Source organism: Streptococcus sp. X13SY08, assembly GCF_001182825.2.
GTDB lineage: Bacteria > Bacillota > Bacilli > Lactobacillales > Streptococcaceae > Streptococcus.
The window spans coordinates 137,162-154,916 of record NZ_LFYO02000003.1 but is presented as its reverse complement, the minus strand read 5'-3'; the positions used below and the strand labels follow the sequence as shown (position 1 = coordinate 154,916).

9 protein-coding genes and 4 pseudogenes are annotated in these 17,755 nt (G+C 43.2%); 2 read left to right on the top strand and 11 right to left on the bottom strand.

What is annotated here, in order from left to right:
- The first annotated feature begins 14 nt into the window (after positions 1–14).
- Entirely contained in the window at positions 15–629 is a 615-nt protein-coding gene (gene def / locus AEX56_RS06440; RefSeq protein ID WP_049618405.1) for a peptide deformylase, read from the top strand.
- Positions 630–656: 27 nt separating this feature from the next.
- On the opposite strand, the pseudogene AEX56_RS06435 reads toward def, so the two are convergent.
- The 11 genes and pseudogenes from AEX56_RS06435 to AEX56_RS06385 all read right to left on the bottom strand — a co-directional run bounded on the left by AEX56_RS06435 (position 657) and on the right by AEX56_RS06385 (position 15,845).
- Positions 657–1,555: pseudogene (locus AEX56_RS06435) on the bottom strand (Gfo/Idh/MocA family protein).
- A 64-nt stretch (positions 1,556–1,619) separates the two neighbouring features.
- Entirely contained in the window at positions 1,620–2,861 is a 1,242-nt protein-coding gene (locus AEX56_RS06430) for an aminopeptidase (protein ID WP_049618404.1), read from the bottom strand.
- Between the two features lie 74 nt (positions 2,862–2,935).
- Entirely contained in the window at positions 2,936–3,994 is a 1,059-nt protein-coding gene (locus AEX56_RS06425; RefSeq protein WP_049618403.1) for a hypothetical protein, read from the bottom strand.
- Positions 3,994–4,311 (bottom strand): PadR family transcriptional regulator, encoded by a 318-nt coding sequence (locus tag AEX56_RS06420; RefSeq protein ID WP_049618402.1) that lies wholly within the window; start codon positions 4,309–4,311, stop codon positions 3,994–3,996. The genes AEX56_RS06425 and AEX56_RS06420 overlap by 1 nt, the downstream gene beginning before the upstream one ends.
- Positions 4,312–4,396: 85 nt before the next feature.
- Positions 4,397–8,651: pseudogene (locus tag AEX56_RS06415) on the bottom strand (PolC-type DNA polymerase III).
- A gap of 151 nt (positions 8,652–8,802) precedes the next feature.
- Positions 8,803–10,659 (bottom strand): proline--tRNA ligase, encoded by a 1,857-nt coding sequence (locus AEX56_RS06410; RefSeq protein ID WP_049618401.1) that lies wholly within the window; start codon positions 10,657–10,659, stop codon positions 8,803–8,805.
- 371 nt (positions 10,660–11,030) lie between these two features.
- Positions 11,031–12,238, bottom strand: a pseudogene (gene rseP / locus AEX56_RS06405) (RIP metalloprotease RseP).
- Between the two features lie 11 nt (positions 12,239–12,249).
- Positions 12,250–13,044, bottom strand: coding sequence for a phosphatidate cytidylyltransferase (locus AEX56_RS06400; protein WP_049618553.1), 795 nt, complete (start codon positions 13,042–13,044; stop codon positions 12,250–12,252).
- Between the two features lie 11 nt (positions 13,045–13,055).
- Positions 13,056–13,838 (bottom strand): isoprenyl transferase, encoded by a 783-nt coding sequence (locus AEX56_RS06395; protein ID WP_049618400.1) that lies wholly within the window; start codon positions 13,836–13,838, stop codon positions 13,056–13,058.
- Positions 13,839–13,931: 93 nt separating this feature from the next.
- A complete protein-coding gene (yajC, locus tag AEX56_RS06390; protein ID WP_049618399.1) occupies positions 13,932–14,246 on the bottom strand; it encodes a preprotein translocase subunit YajC in 315 nt (104 codons plus the stop codon).
- A 306-nt stretch (positions 14,247–14,552) separates the two neighbouring features.
- Positions 14,553–15,845: an adenylosuccinate synthase gene (locus AEX56_RS06385; RefSeq protein WP_049618398.1), complete on the bottom strand. Its 1,293-nt coding sequence runs from the start codon at positions 15,843–15,845 to the stop codon at positions 14,553–14,555.
- A 349-nt stretch (positions 15,846–16,194) separates the two neighbouring features.
- Here AEX56_RS06385 and gshAB point away from each other — a divergent pair.
- Positions 16,195–17,748 (top strand): annotated as a pseudogene (gshAB, locus tag AEX56_RS06380) (bifunctional glutamate--cysteine ligase GshA/glutathione synthetase GshB); the annotation flags it as partial.
- Positions 17,749–17,755: the final 7 nt, after the last annotated feature.

Sequence of the window (17,755 nt, the reverse complement as noted above, 5' to 3'; positions counted from 1 at the left end):
AAGAAGGAGAAATCATGTCTGCAATTGAAACATTAACCAAAGTGAGCCACCTGATTGATATGGATGATATCATTCGAGAAGGACACCCAACTTTACGCCTGCAAGCACAGGAAGTAGAAGTTCCTCTATCTGACCAAGACATTATTTTAGGTGAAAAAATGATGCAATTTTTGAAGCATTCACAAGATCCTGTGATGGCGGAGAAAATGAAATTGCGAGGTGGCGTCGGTCTTGCCGCACCACAATTGGACGTTTCTCGTCGCATCATTGCAGTCCTTGTGCCAAACGCTGAGGACGAAGAGGGAGATTCACCCCAAGAGGCCTACTCATTGCAAGAAATTATGTACAACCCTAAAATCGTTGCCCATTCTGTCCAAGAAGCTGCCATCGAAGGAGGCGAAGGATGCTTATCTGTGGACCGTGAGGTCCCTGGTTACGTTGTCCGCCATGCCCGTGTCACTGTCGAGTACACGGATAAAAACAACCAAAAACAAAAAATTAAACTCCGCGGCTTCAACGCCATCGTCGTCCAACACGAAATCGACCACATCAATGGCATCATGTTCTACGACCGCATCGACCCAGAACACCCGCTGGCAATTAAAGCTGGTATGTTGATCATTCAATAAAATAGAATTGACAAAACGCTGTATCTCCTACTCCTCCTCTGGATAGGTCATGCCCCATTCTTCTCGGAGCTGGGTCATGATAGCCATGACATCACGGCTGTAGGCTAAGTAGCCGTGGTCAGCTTTTCCTGATATAGTTTCCTCCATGTCTTGCACTTCATAGCGCAGGGCATTTTTTGTGTCACCAACTTTCGATGTAGCCTTTATCATAAGACAACATGCCGCGTTTTGGTTGTTTGGCATGAAGACTGAGCGCAACAGTTGCCATTTGTCCGCTAGGATTGGTCAAGAGAATACCGACCTGCTCATCCACTCCTGTCGGAGCCAGCTTGACTTGACTGGCAATCTGGTCTGGCTGTTCATCCATAAACCAACGCACAAAGGAGAGCGCATAGACTCCGATATCAAGGAGCGCACCACCTGCCAACTCACGATTAAAGAGACGATTGGTCATGTCATATTCTTTATAAGAACCAAAATTCATCTGAATCATCTTGAGTGGACCCAGTTTGCCAGCATCCACGATTTCCTTGAGCTTGCGATAGAGAGGCATGTGGAAAATAGTCATGGCCTCTGCAAGCACAACATGATGTTTCTCCGCAAACGTAATGGCTTCTTCCAACTCGGCACTATTGAGCGTCGCAGAGAACGTGTTTACCCGCAGCTAGAGCCTTTCGCAGGTAGTTGATGTGGGTATTGTGCGGCGTCGAGATGTAGATAATATCCACTTCTGGATCATCAAAAACTTGGTCAATTTCCTTGTAAACTTTTTCGATGCCATATTTTTCCGCAAAAGCCACACCTTTATCATAGGTCCGATTGGCCACTGAATAGAGCTTGCCTCCCAGCGCTTCCATGGCCTGCGCCAGCTCATTAGCAATGACACCTGTGCCCAGCGTTGCCCACTTGTATTGAATCTCTGTCATCTTGCATCCTTTCATTTTCAAAAAATCATAAAAGAGCAGTCTGCGACCGCTCTTTTTAGCTTGCTTAGATAGCCCAGTCTCCGCTACGGAAGATTGGCACAACTGTACCGTCTTCGCGGATACCATCAATATCCATCTTGTCAGAACCAATCATGAAATCCACGTGAACGTCAGAACGATTCATACCAGCTGATTCCAATTCTTCTTCAGACATTCCTGTTCCGCCTTCGATAGAAAAGGCATAGGCAGCACCGATGGCCAAGTGATTTGAAGCATTTTCATCAAAGAGCGTTGTGAAGAAGGTGATATTTGATTGTGAAATTGGACTCTTGTCTGGTACAAGGGCAACTTCACCAAGACCACGCGCACCGCGGTTGTCAAAGACTAATTTCTTCATCACTTCATCGCCTTTTTCAGCAGAAACTTCAGTAATTTCACCATTTTCAAAGGTCACTTTGATGCCTTCAATGATATTGCCGTTATAGCTGAGTGGTTTTGTAGAAGTTACATAGCCATCTGCCACACGGAAATCTGGCGCTGTAAAGACTTCTTCTGTTGGCATATTTGCCACAAAGTGCTCCCCTTGCGCATTGATGGAACCAGCTGATTCCCAAATGTGATTTTTTGGCATACCGAGTACCAAGTCAGTGCCTGGCGCACGGTAGTGCAACTTCACAAATTGCTCTTTATTGAGGACAGCAGCTTTTTCGTCCAAACGTGCTTCGTGCTCTACCCAAGCTTGAACTGGGTCTTCTTCGTAAATACGGCAGGTTTTGAAGATTTGGTCCCAAAGGAGGTCCACTGCTTCTTCTTCCGACGCAGCATCTGGGAAGACTTGTTTTGCCCAAGCAGGACTAGAAGCCGCACCAAGTGTCCAGCTAATTTTGTTGGCTTGGCTAGCCAAACGAAGTGGTTTCAAAGCAATGCTGGTTGCACGAGTCGCTTTTGATAATTTCTCTGGATCGACACCGTCAAGGGCATCTGGCGCATCTGACAAGATGACCAAACGACTTGCTTTTTTGTCCAACACATAATTCATTTCTTCAATACGATGTTGTGGGACATTTTCCAAACGTTCGATTGGGACATTCAAGTAACGCTGACGTGTCACAAAATCATCTGTCCAAGTTACCATGACCTCAGCAGCACCAAGATTATAGGCTTCTTGTACCAAGAGACGAGCCAATTCAGCTTGATCAACGGCAATGGTCAACACAACCGTGTGACCAGGTTGCACATTAATCCCTTGCTTAACCAAGAGATGAGCATATTTTGCAAGCTTTTCTTTAAAATTTGGTAAAACCATGAGTTCTCCTTTTTACTATATAGGATGATAGTACTTATTATACCACAAAAGTATTAGGCTGGTAAAATACCATCTTACTGCTTCTCATGGAAGAAAGTAGCTAAATTTTCTTTATAGTGCTTCATTTCTTTCAGAATTTCCTGCCGTGCAGGCAGACCAAAGCTTATTAATTTTTGGATTCCCAGCACAATCAAACCCACAAATATCCATTCTATGGCCAGAAAAATCAAAGCATCCTGCAAAGGATCGCTTAAGAAGACCGGGATTGCAAAGGGGAGAGACACAAGCGGTACCAGAAATAATCCCCATTTTAAGAGCATTTTATCTCGCCCCATCCACTTTTCTTCTCTCAGAAAGTAGGCCTCTGACTTCTTACCTTTCATTTCCCACTTTTTATATCTTCGAGCCATGGTTTTGTAAAATTCATTTTTCATTCTCAAATACTGGCTATTTTTCTTAGTAGATGTCAAAAATTCTTTATTTGCTCGTCGATTAGGATTCTGCCATTGACCGAATCTTTTTTGATTTTTATATAGATTATAGATTTTATAAGCTACAAGATATAGGACACCCATTCCCATGACCCAATATCTGGGAACCATAATTGGAAGGGCAGGGTTTACCCAAAGAAACAAAGAAAGTAAAAACAGAAAGATAGCTAAAACAATAGGATAGAAAACGGATGTACGCAATTTTCCAATCCTTAATAATGAGTAATAAGTCAAATGCCCCAGTGGAATCGTGAGCAAACTCAAGAAAATACCGACTAAGTAAAAATAAATATCCTCATTTGCTGTGACTTGTCCCGCAATCAGATCCCCCACCAAAAAGATGGCTTCTAAAATCAGTAAATTTCTAACCAAAAAATAAATAACTTCCGGCCAATTGGCTAATTTTTGTCCTATTTTACGCTCTTCAAAATAATGTTTGAAGAAGACTCCCATATCAGGACCAACCAATTTTAAAATTGGCTTCCCTTCTTCCTGAGCCGTAAATAAAAGGTCGTAAAGATTGAGCAAGGCCTCCTCTGCTTCTTGATCTGGGATATTTTCAATCGTACTATAAATCTGGGCACGTTCAAAAACTTCTCGATAGGGACTTTTTAGTTGTTCGGCTAAATCAAAAATTCCCATTATTTTTCCTCCTTTATCTGATTAACAGCGCTAATGATTTCTTCAAAATCTCGATAAAAAGATTGAAGTTTTTTCTCACCGCTTGAAGTAATAGCATAGTATTTTCGGATAGGTCCGAGGGGGGATTTGGCTTTCCGACAACTAATAAAACCATTTTTATGAAGCCTTGTTAAGATGGGGTACAAGCTCCCTTCACAGATTTCTTGGAAACCAGCCTGATCGATTTTTGACAGTATCTCGTATCCATAGGTTTCTTTTTGGGAAACAATTCCTAAGACACATCCCTCTAAGACCCCTTTTAACAATTGTGCATCCACAAAAAACCACCCCTTATCTTTTTGAAATGGACATCTACTTGTTATTACAAAGTATATTTTTCTTTATTCTATGACAACTACTTGTTTAATCAAAGAGGCTAAGTTGATTATCTTCTGGCATATTGCCAAGAATGTCCATCTCGTCCATCTTTTCAACCAGCGTGCTAGACAGACCCCCACGCTTGCGGAGTTCAGTCTTGGAAAGGAATTCGCCTTCAGCACGCGCCGCCACCACTTGCTTAGCAACGTTCTCACCCAGACCGTCCATAGCGACAAAGGGTGGAATCAAGGTGTCACCTTCAATCTTGAAGTCAATGGCATCCGAATTGTAAAGGTCTAGCTTACCAAATTTGAAGCCACGCTCCAACATTTCATTGACGATTTCAAGGGTTGTGTAGAGATCATTTTCCACGTTAGAAGCTTCATTATTCTTCTTCTTGAGGGCAATGACTTCCATCTTAGCTTTAACTTTTGACAATCCACCCGACATGGTGGCAAGGTCAAAAGCCTTAGCACGAATAGAGAAATAAGCACAATAGTACAGAATCGGATGATGCACCTTGAAGTAGGCCACACGTAAGGCCATCATAACGTAGGCAGCCGCATGGGCCTTAGGGAACATGTACTTGATTTTTCCACAAGATTCGATGTACCAATCTGGAACATTGTTGTCCTTCATAGCTTGAATATAGCCGTTTCGTTCCTCTTCAGAAATCTTGAGCCACATGCCCTTCCGCACCCGCTCCATGATATTAAAGGCCATCTTAGGCTGAAGACCAGCATGCATAAGGTAGACCATGATGTCATCCCGACAACCGATAACTGAGGACAAGTCCGCGATCCCCGCCTTAATCAAGTCCTGCGCATTTCCTAACCAAACGTCAGTACCATGAGATAGACCGGATAACTGTAAGAGCTCAGAGAAAGTAGTTGGATGGGTTTCTTCCACCATTCCTCGAACGAAGTTGGTCCCGAATTCCGGAATGCCCAGCATGCCAGTCGGTGTCCCAATTTGCTCAGGAGTGACGCCAAGAATGTCGGTGCCTGAAAAGAGCGCCATAACTCCTGGATCGTCCGCACGAATGGTCTGCGGATCAATCCCTGACAAGTCCTGCAATTTCCGCACCATGGTCGGATCATCGTGTCCGAGGACATCCAGCTTGAGCACGTTCTCATCGATATCATGGAAGTTAAAGTGAGTCGTTTGCCATTCGGCTGTCCGATCATCGGCAGGATATTGTACCGGAGTAAAATCATAAACATCCATGTAGTCTGGAATAACAACGATACCACCCGGGTGCTGACCGGTCGTTCGTTTGACACCAGCAGCCCCTGCCGCTAAGCGTTCCACTTCTACATCGCGGTAGAACTTGCCATAATCCCGTTCATATCCGCGAACAAAACCATAAGCTGTCTTGGCCGCCACCGTACCAACCGTACCCGCACGAAAGGCATATTCTTCTCCAAAAATATCCCGCACATCCAGATGGGCAAAGGGCTGATCATCTCCTGAGAAGTTCAAGTCAATATCGGGAACCTTGTCACCATCGAAACCTAGGAAGGTCTCGAAAGGAATATCTTGCCCGTCTTTGCGGTACTCAGCACCACATTCTGGACAATGCTTATCTGGCATATCAAAGCCTGAACCATAGGTCCCGTCGGTGATAAATTCGCTATGCTGACACTCTGGGCAGACATAGTGAGGTGGCATGGGATTGACCTCGGTAATCCCTATCATGGTCGCAACAAAGGAGGAGCCAACTGAACCACGGGAACCAACCAAGTAGCCCCGTGCATTGGAGCGATGCACCAGCATCTGCGATGCCAAATAAATCACGGCAAAACCATTCCCCAAAATAGACGATAACTCTTTTTCAATCCGCAAGTCAATGATATCTGGCAGAGGATTGCCGTAAATTTCAAAGGCCTTTTGATAGGTCATCTCTGCAACTGTTTCCTCCGCCTTTTCAATATAAGGCGTATAGAGATCCCCCTTGACCACTTCAACTTCTTCAAAACGTTCAAGGAAAAGATTTGGATTAACAATGACGATTTCACGCGCTAAACCCTCTCCTAAAAAGGCAAATTCATCCAACATTTCATTGGTCGTACGGAAATGGGCTTTTGGTAAGGGTGCTGGCTGCGCTGCTTCGCCATGTCCAATAGGACGGTTAATCATAGCCCCTTGCCCCTGGGCACGTACGATAATTTCTCGGTAAATTTCTTCTTCAGGATCAATATAGTGAACGTTTCCTGTCGCAAGAACTGGCAAATTGGCCTTGCGTCCTACCTCAATCAAGTTCTTAATCAAGGTATGAATTTCTTCCATATTGCGGAATTGCTCGCGCGCAATCATTGGCGCGTAAAGTGCTGGTGGCATGACTTCTACAAAATCGTAGTAGGCCGCCACCTTAACCGCATCGTCCATTCGCGATATTGATCCAAAACGGTTCGCGGAATGCGGGGCACTCCTTCGAAATATTTGGTGTTAGAGAGCGAAACCAGCTTGAAAATATTTTTCAACCCTGTCTGATTTTGCACATAAATGGTCGCATGTTTGACACGGGCTTTTTTATAAGAATCCTCGGCAATCAGCTCTGTATTGAGTTGAGAAAGATTGTGGATATCGTGTTTTTCAAGGGCATCTCTCAGGAAAATAAAGAGCAAACGCCCCGTTGCCTCAGCATCGTAGTTGGCCATGTGATGGTGCTCCAAAGCCACACCGAAGCGCTTGGCCAATGGTCCCAAACCATGACGCTTGTATTCTGGATAGAGATTACGGGCAAATTCCAAGGTATCAATGACCGGCTGACTAATCAGTGGCAGTCCATGACGCTCATAATTGGCATCCATGAAGCCCACGTCAAAGCTGGCATTGTGAGCTACTAGGATAGAATCCTGACAAAATTCCTGAAAGGCTTGTAAGACAACTTCCAGCGGGCGTGCATTTTTGACATGTTCATCCGTAATCCCTGTCAAATCCGTTGTAAACTGGCTAAGCGGATGACTAGGATTGATAAATTGTAGACCGCGGAAAGTCCCGTCGTCTCCACGTCGAAGACCACATAGGTCAAATCGGACAATTCCAAGTCTTGCTCATTGTAGACGATAGTGACACTATCCTCAACGATATTAGCTTCCAATCCGAAAATAGCCTTAATTCCCGCTTTTCGCGCTGCATGATAACCATGTGGAAAAGATTGAACATTGCCATGATCGGTAATGGCCACTGCTTTGTGTCCCCACTTGGCTGCACGCGCAATTAGACCCTCAACCGTCGGCAAGGCATCCATAGTCGACATATTAGTATGGGCATGGAATTCGATCCGTTTCTGGTCATCAGGCATGAGATCCTTACGGATATCGCGCTTAACCTCTTGCACCTCCTGTACATTCATGGTCAAATCCCGCGTGAAATGATTGGTTTCCACATTGCCTCGCACGCGCAACCAAGCACCCTTTTTGACCATATCAAACTTCTGGGCTTCTTCCTCATTTTTAGCCCATTTTTGTAGTGCAAAGGAAGACGTGTAGTCCGTCATCTTGAAGTTGATGATGACCCGTCCCGTCCGCGTCACTTTCTGCTCCGCCTCAAAGATCAAGCCCTCAAAAACGATGCGATTTTCTTCAGTCTCTACCTCAATCATGGGCGTAATATCAACCTTTTCCAAACTCACCTTGGCTGGACGCGTTTTTTGAAATTCTTGGAAAGATGGCTGAGCGACTTCAGGAGGTGGTGCCATTTGCGACAGCTGCTCCATGGCTTCCAAATTTTCCAAGTTAGCCTTTTGGTAAATTTCCTCATTCTGCGCATGGAACTGCTCTTCCATGGTCTGCGTCATTTCTTGGCAAATCTCCAAATCAATGGCCATTTTACCAAAACCAAAACGCTCCATTTGCGCAACTAGATTTGGCAAATGATTCTTTCGAAAATGAACAGAATCCAGCGCCTTTGGACCCTTGATCCAAAGCACCTTATCACGAAAATCAATCTCTAACCCTTGGAAAAGCGCTTTAAATCCTGCACTCTGACACAATTCTTCTTGAAAGGCTTCTTGGTAATAGCTTTGGAGCGTCTTGATATCCAAATCAGGCTCATCTACCACTAATCGAAGGCTAGCGCGATTGCCAGTTTGATTAAAACTATTGAGTAGATGCGCTTTAAAAAGCTGATAGTGCGCAAGTGGTAAGGTCTCCGGGAACCGGAAGGTAAATTCCCACGATTTACTGACTTTGTGAACCACTACTTCTTCGATAGTCCCAGCAGAAAAAGCACTTGACGACCGAACATCAAGCGGTAGACCAATTTGTTCAAGTAATAACTGAAACTTGTCTGTCATGCATACTTCCTTTTTTCTTGTCTAGCGTGTTGAATCTTATCAACTCTATCCTACCAGTTTACCACAAATGAACCTGCTTTTCGAGAAGCAAGTAGAGCTATTTTGCGACAAAAGGAAAGAAACCTAGGATACACCTAAGTTTCTATAACATCTAACCTTGTGTCAAGATTTGCAAGGTTTCAAGAAGTTGATCCACGTGAACTTCAACAGTGTCACCTGTTCCCTTGATTTTGACCTCGACAACACCTTCTGCAGCTTTTTTACCAACTGTTACACGGATCGGCAAGCCAATCAAGTCACTGTCAGAGAATTTAGAACCAACACGTTCATTACGGTCATCCGTCAAGACTTCGTAGCCCGTCGCTTGCAAGTCCGCTTCAATACGATTGGTCAAGTTCATCGCCGCTTCATCTTTGATGTTGACTGGAACCAAATGCACATCAAATGGTGCCAATTCTTTAGGGAAATTGATACCCCATGCAAATCGGAAATCACCTTTTGGTGTTTTGTTGACAAAGAGGCGAGCGTGTTGCTCCAAAACAGCTGACAAAAGACGACTAACCCCAATGCCGTAGCAACCCATGATAATCGGCACAGAACGACCATTTTCATCCAAGATGTTAGCATTCATGCTGTCAGAATAACGTGTCCCCAGCTTGAAGATATGCCCGATTTCAATCCCGCGTGCGAAGTTGAGAACACCTTTTCCGTCTGGCGCCATCTCTCCCTCTTTGACTTCGCGGATGTCTACGTATTCGCTCACTTCAAAATCACGTCCAGCATTTGCGCCTGTATAATGGAAGCCATCTTCATTGGCACCAACCACGGCATTTTTCACGTCTTGCACCTTGCGGTCTGCGATGATTTTAATATTTTCTGATAACCCAACTGGTCCAAGTGAACCAAAACCTGCACCAAATATTTCTTGAGCTTGCGCTTCACTCGCCACATCAAGGAAATCAGCTCCGAGGAAGTTTTGCAATTTTACATCATTGACTCGGTCATTGCCGACAAGAAGCGCTACTACTGGCTCCTCATCCGCCATAAAGAGCATAGTTTTGATAGTCTGTTCTGGATCAATTTGCAAGAATGCCGCTACTTCATCAATAGACTTGCAATTTGGTGTTTCCACTTTCACCAAGTATTCCTCTGCGATGACTTTTGTTGACGGTTTGTATTCGTTGGTTGCCATTTCCAAGTTGGCTGCATAGTCAGATTCTGTTGAGTAAGCAATTGTATCCTCACCAGATACCATCCAAGCAGCAAGCTCTGCCTTTATTTCTTCTAAAACTTCCGCAGGAACCTCATCAAAAGATGCGACAGATTTGTCTAGGACAACCCAACGGTTCAAGTCTGTACGGTCAGGCGTAACGGCCATAAATTCTTGCGAATCCTTACCACCCATAGCGCCACCATCACCGATAATCGCCTTGAAATCAAGTCCAGAACGGGTGAAAATCGCTTCATAAGCAGACTTGTAATCATCGTAAGTTTCATCCAAATTTTCATAGTTGGCATGGAAAGAATAACCATCTTTCATAATAAACTCGCGACCGCGCAAGAGACCGTTACGAGGACGTTTCTCATCGCGGTATTTAGGCTGAATTTGGTAAATATTAAGCGGTAATTGCTTGTAAGATTGTACCGCATCACGTGCCAAAAGAGTTACCGTTTCTTCGTGAGTTGGACCTAAAATAAAGTCAGAACCCTCGCGGTTTTTGAGTTTGTAGAGATCCTCACCGTAGGTATCATAACGACCTGACTCCCGCCAGATATCGGCTGACAAAAGAGCGGGTGCTAAAAATTCAACTGCACCAATCTTGTCAAACTCTTCACGCATAATTTTTTTGGCTTTTTCAATAACACGATTAGCAAGCGGCAAGTAAGAGTAAATACCTGCAGAAATCTGACGAACGTAACCAGCACGCACCATGAGCGCATGACTGATTACCTGAGCATCGCTAGGCATCTCGCGTAGCGTAGGAATAATCATTTTAGACTGTTTCATAATAGTAAGATACAAAGCCCGTTAAGAAAACGAGAAGAAAATAGAAAACTGACGACGTGTCTCCAAAGACACTAGGAAGTTTATCTTTTTCTCGACGTTTTTAGGGCGTGTTCATTTCCTTTCAAAGTAGTAATAGAAATAAGAGAGAGCAAGTTTTTCGCTTGCATTCAATTACGACTCTCCTATTTCCTTTCAATGTTATGCAGAATGACACAAGTTCAAGTCCCGTGTTCAATTCTTTTCAAAGTAATTAGTAAAAAATAGAGGTGACCAAGAGTTAGATTCATTTCAATGACTTAACTCCCTTATTTTCTTCCAAACGTTAAAGTGTATATCACAAACGGAATCCAAAGGACCCCGTTCGATTGAGTTTAGAAGAATATGCGCATGATATCATTCCAAGTTACGGCAATAATGAGAACTACCATAATAGCAACACCAGCAAGGGTAATATAAGATTCAGTTTCCTGCTTAAGGTGTTTGCGACGGATAGCTTCTATGATATTCATCAAAATTTTTCCACCATCTAGTGCCGGAATTGGTATCAAGTTAAAAATTCCTAAGTTAATAGATAGCATAGCCAAAAGTTGCAAGACAGATGTCAAGCCATTTTTAGCGGCTTGTGAGCTGATATTGTAGATGGCCACAGGTCCACCCAATTTGTCTAGGGAGAATTGAGCAATCAAATTGCGCAGAGCTGTGACAATCGTGAGGGCAGTTACCCCCGTTTGTTGGAAAGCACCCACTATCTTATCCACAAAGCCTGTTTTCAGACTAGGGGATACGCCTAAATAGTAGGCACCTTTTTCTTCTTTTGTTGTCACACTAAGCGATTTCTTTTGACCATCATGTTCTACCACGACATCAAGCGTAGGTGCTTCTTTTTGATCCTTAGTCGCTGTAGCAATTTCCTTAGCAATCTCTTCGTAGCTAGAGACACCTCGTCCCTCAATAGAAACAATCTTATCTCCAGTGACAACCCCAGCTTGCTCAAGAGCTCCGCCATCGACCACTGTCACCATATTTGTATTGGAGTTAGGAGCACCACCTTGCATAAAAATGACGATTAAAAAGGCCACAAATCCCAAAATGAAGTTATTCATAGGACCCGCAAAATTCGTCACGAGACGCCCCAAAATAGAGGCATTTTGATACTGAACATCAAGCGGTGCAATCCGCACTTCCGTTCCATCTTCCTCGACAATCGTCGCGTCGTGGTCAACTGGGTAAGTCTTCGTTTCTTCTAAAACCTGTCCTGTAATCTGTACTCTTTCCCGGATAAATTGATGCGAGTGACCAGGCCAGCTTCATTGAATGTTAAGCTTGCTGGCGTGCCAGTCTTAATTTCAGTCGTATCTTCACCCCAACCAGCCATGCGAACACAGCCACCCAGAGGTAAGATGCGAATCGTATAAGCTGTCCCATCTTTTCCGATATGAGAAAAGATTTTCGGACCCATACCAATGGCAAACTCGCGAACTAAAATGCCCGCTTTTTTTGCAAAATAGAAGTGCCCAAATTCGTGGATAACGACGATGATGCCGAAAATGAATATAAAGGCAAGAATTCCTTTGAACATAGATATTCTCCTTAAAATAGTCCGAAGAAGTGCATGATCGGAAAGACAAAAATCAATGAATCAAAGCGATCCAAGATTCCACCATGACCTGGGATGACTCTTCCTGAATCTTTCACACCAAACCTACGTTTGATGGCACTTTCAACCAAATCACCAAATTGAGCAAATACTGAGAAGATGACTACTAAAATCACTAAAATCGGAATTGAATAGCCTGCGGCAAAGCTTGAATGAACGAGAACAAATAGAATCGCGACCACGACAGCAGAAACAATTCCTCCCAAGAAACCTTCTACTGTTTTATTAGGAGATACTGCTGGCATGAGTTTACGTTTTCCAATTTTGCGACCAATCATATAGGCACCAATATCTGTCGCCCAAACAATCAGCAAGGCAAACAAAACTTTGCTAAAGCTGTCCATCCGTGCAGTTACTAAGTTGTGAAAACCAATACCAACATATAAACTCGAAGCAATTGGAAAAACCACTTCCGAGTAAGAATAAGTTTTCATATTAAAAACTGTAGAACCCAACAATATGAAGATCACAATAGCATAGGCTGTATAGTTTCCATCTACAGGTAAAAATGAGAGATAGTCTTCCAAGGGTAAAATCAGCACAAAGGTTGCTAACATCGCCAAAACTCCTTCAATAGAGCTTGGTGATAGGCGATGCATTCTAATCAATTCAGATGTGGCAATCATCCCCAACATCCCTACAAATAACTGAAAGGGCACACCACCTACCCAAATAAAAGGGAAGAAAATCAAGAGAGCAATTGCCCCAAATATTACACGTCTCTGCAAATCCTTCGTCATCACTTTTCTCCTTTTAAGCCACCAAAACGACGATGGCGACGATTGTAATCTAGAATAGCCTCTTTCAAGGCCGCTTCATCAAAATCAGGCCAAGCTATGTCTGTAAAATAAAGCTCACTATAGGCTGTTTGCCATGGTAAAAAGTTACTCAAACGTAACTCTCCGCTAGTCCGGATCACTAAATCAGGATCTCGCAAACTCACTGGCAACGTACCAGTATATAGATGTTTAGCTATGACTTTCTCGTCTATGTCTCCGGGATTTAACTTAGCATCCAAGACATCTTGCGCAATATTCTTCATCGCGGTTGTCAATTCGTCCCGTCCGCCATAATTAAGAGCAAAATTCAGAATCAATCCCGTGTTTTTCTTGGTTTTTTCTTCTGCTTGAAAGAGGGCAGCCTTTGTCGCTTCTGGCAAGCGGCTGTGGTCCCCAACCATTTGAATCTTAACCTGATTAGCATGGAGCTCAGGCACATATTTATCATAAAACTCAACTGGTAAATTCATGATAAAAGACACTTCTTTTTCCGGACGCGTCCAGTTTTCAGTTGAAAAGGCATAAACAGTTAATACCTTTACCCCCATGTCTGATGCTGCTTTGGTAACAGATTGCAATGCATCCATCCCAGCCTTGTGCCCCATGACACGCGGCTGCATCCTTTTCTTGGCCCAACGACCGTTTCCATCCATAATGATGGCGATATGTTTAGGTACTTCTACCACAGTTTGTATTTTTTCTTTTTTAGCTTTTTTCTCTGGTTTGAACACAAAGCGAAACATAATTTTTCCCCATTTATAAAATCAGTCTATTATACCATAAATCCCTTAGAATAGGCAATTGAGCTCAAGTCAGCAAAAAAGGAATAAGTAAACTTATTCCTCATCTTTTGATTCAATAACAGCTGTGTCAACTGGTTGTTTTGGAGTTGTTGCCCCTTTTGCCACACGATTGCGGATAGCAGAGCGATCAAACGTCAAGTAGATACCGTCAATGTCCAAGACAACTTTTTTGTCATCAATCTCATCAACAATACCATACAAGCCACCAATCGTTACAATCTCATCACCTTTTTGAATTTGACTCAAACTTTCTGCGCGATTCTTTTGTTGCTTACGTTGTGCGTAGAACATCCAGCCCACCATACCAAGCATCAAAAGAGGAATAAAAAATGGTTGCAAACTTTGCATCTTATCACCTCTAAAATTTTATTAGTAGCTTCATTATACCAAAAATATGAGCGAAAGCAAAGAGAGGACAGCTGTCCTCTCACGGTATAAGTATCAGGAAAATTCCTCTACGCCAATACAAAACGATGAAATTGAGGATATAACAATTTAAAATTTTGACGATTTGAAACATTTCAAAACGCAGAGACGAAGAGACGAAACGATTTTAGCAATAGAAAACTCCTAATCTAAGAAACAAGCTGAAGATTGTACTGAAGTACATCAAAGCGCAGTTGACAAAGAGTAGGAGTCATTCTATTGTTAAAATTAAATGTTGACCCAGACAGATTCTAAGATATTCGTCTGTTCACGTCCTGGCCCTACTGAGAAAGTAGAAATGCGGACACCTACCAGCTCACCGATACGGCGAACATAGTTACGAGCATTTTCTGGAAGTTCATCTAGACTACGGACACCTGTGATGTCTTCAGACCAACCTGGTAATTCTTCGTAGATTGGTTTGCAGCGTTTGAGTTGCTCAAGGCTTGCTGGGTAATGGTCGATGCGCTCACCGTCCAAGTCGTATGCCACACAGATTTTCACAGTGTCTAAACCTGAGAGAACGTCGATTGAGTTGAGAGAAAGGTTAGTGATCCCTGATACGCGGCGGCTGTGGCGCATAACAACTGAGTCAAACCAACCCACACGACGTGGGCGCCCTGTTGTTGTCCCGTATTCTTTACCAATTTCACGAATGCGGTCACCCGTCGCATCAAAGAGTTCCGTTGGGAATGGCCCATCACCAACACGACTCGTGTAGGCTTTACATACCCCAACAACCTTATTAATTTTTGATGGACCAACACCTGAACCGGTAGTTACCCCACCAGCAACTGGGTTTGAGGAGGTAACAAATGGATAAGTCCCTTGATCGATATCCAGCATGACACCTTGTGCGCCTTCAAAAAGGACACGTTTCCCAGCGTCAAGCGCGTCGTTCAAGATAACAGACGTGTCTGTCACATATTGCTTGATTTGTTGACCATATTCATAATATTCTTCAAAAATCTCGTCAAATTCAATGGCACTAGAATCATATAATTTAGTAAATTGACGATTTTTTTCTTCCAAGTTGATACGCAGGCGTTCTGCGAAAATATCTTTATCCAAGAGGTCAGCGATACGAATACCAACACGCGCAGCCTTATCCATATAAGCCGGACCAATACCTTTAATAGTCGTACCGATTTTGTTGTCACCCTTGGCATCTTCTTGCAACTGATCGAGTTTAATGTGGTATGGCAAGATGACATGAGCGCGGTCTGAAATTCGCAAGTTATCTGTTGTCACGCCTTCTTCATGAAGATAAGCCAATTCCTTGACCAATGACTTAGGGTTAACTACCACACCATTCCCAATCACTGAAATCTTCTCCTTGAAGAAAATTCCTGATGGAATTAAGTGTAACTTGAATTTCTTACCGTCAATCACAATGGTGTGACCAGCATTGTCTCCGCCTTGGTAACGTGCGATCACCTCAGCATCCGCTGACAAGAAATCCGTGATTTTCCCCTTACCTTCATCACCCCATTGGGTTCCAACTACTACTACTGATGTCATGAATTAAGATACCAAGAACCTGAAAACTGTCGTTTTCCACTCACTTTCTTATCCATAAGCTCGTGCTAGCAATCAGCCACTGGCTAGTTGCTACAAGTTCAATTCCTTTCAATGAAAAACTATTGGCAGGAATCTCACCTGCGAGTTTATCTTACACTCTATCATAGCAAAAAACGAACCTTTTTTCAAGAAAATCATAAATTTTTATAAAAGACGAACATTTTACTTTTATTTATCTTTTGTCGACAGAAAATAACCATGTTCGGAATCCTTTTTGGGACGTAGCAAAAATTTGTTTTTCGTTTTGAAAGAGTTTAAAACGAAAACAACACCATTGAGAGGAAAAAAGATGAAAATTTCGGATATTTTACGGCAAGCTAAACCAACTTTGCCAATTTTACAGGCAACTTTTGGATTGGAACGAGAGTCCCTACGCATCAGCAACGTCACTCATCGCGTGGCACAAACTGCACATCCTTCTATTTTGGGCTCGCGGAGCTATCATCCCTACATCCAAACTGATTATAGTGAAGCCCAGTTGGAATTGATTACACCTGTAGCGCATTCAACCAAAGAAGCACGTCGACTTCTGGGAGGAATAACTGATGTGGCGCAGCGTTCAATCAGCCAAGACGAGTATTTGTGGCCTCTGTCCATGCCACCTCAAATCACAGAAGAAGAAACTCTAATTGCCCAATTAGAAAATGAGTTTGAATACCAGTATCGCGTTGGTCTCGGTCAGCGTTATGGCAAATTGCTTCAGTCCATGAGTGGTATCCACTACAATATGGAATTGGGGAAAGACTTAGTAGCACAACTTTTTGAAGCCGGTCAAGAAATTCATTTTATCTCTTTCAAAAATCAACTTTACTTAAAACTCGCCCAGCAATTTTTAACCTATCGTTGGTTCCTAATTTATTTATATGGAGCGACTCCGTTAGCTGAAAAAGGGTTTCTAAAAGACTCATTGACTGGACCTGTTCGATCAATCCGCAATAGCTCCTACGGCTATGTTAACCACGACGACGTTCGCGTTTCCTACGCTACCTTAGAAGAGTATGTTCAGTCCATCGAATATTATGTAGAAAATGGCATTTTATCTGCGGAAAAAGAATTTTATTCTGCAGTTCGCCTGCGGGGGAGCAAGCGAAATCGTGATTATCTGGAACATGGAATTACCTATTTAGAATTCCGTTCCTTCGATCCCAATCCATTTGACCACCTTGCCATCAGTCAGGAAACCTTGGATACCGTCCATCTCTTCATCCTAGCTCTTCTTTGGCTAGATGATATCGACTCTACTCAGGTAGACCAAACCATACAAATCGCAACAGAATTTAATAATCTCATTGCGCTCAGTCATCCTTTAGAAAAATTGCCACCAGAAGCCCCTGTAGCGAAGATTGTAACTGCCATGGAGGCTATCGTGAATCATTTTACCTTGGGAGAGTACTACCACGAATTAGTAGAGCAGGTCAAAGCTGCGCTTGAAAATCCACAGTTGACGCTTTCCGGGCAACTCTTATCACATATTAACGGTCTATCACTAGAAGAATTCGGTCGCAAAACCGGACAAGATTATCACCAAGCAGCCCTCCAATCTCCATATGCTCTCCAAGGCTATGAAAATATGGAACTGTCTACTCAGTTGCTCTTGATGGAGGCCATTCAAAAGGGAATTCATTTCGAGATACTGGATGAAAATGATCAATTCCTCAAGCTCTGGCACGGTAATCATGTAGAATACGACAAAAATGGAAATATGACCTCAAAGGATACTTACGTCGTACCGCTAGCAATTGCAAACAAAACCGTCACCAAGAAAATTCTGGCTGAGGCTGGTTTTCCAGTTCCTGATGGCGACGAATTTAGCACTCCAGAGGACGCCTTGGCCTATTATAGTTTATATG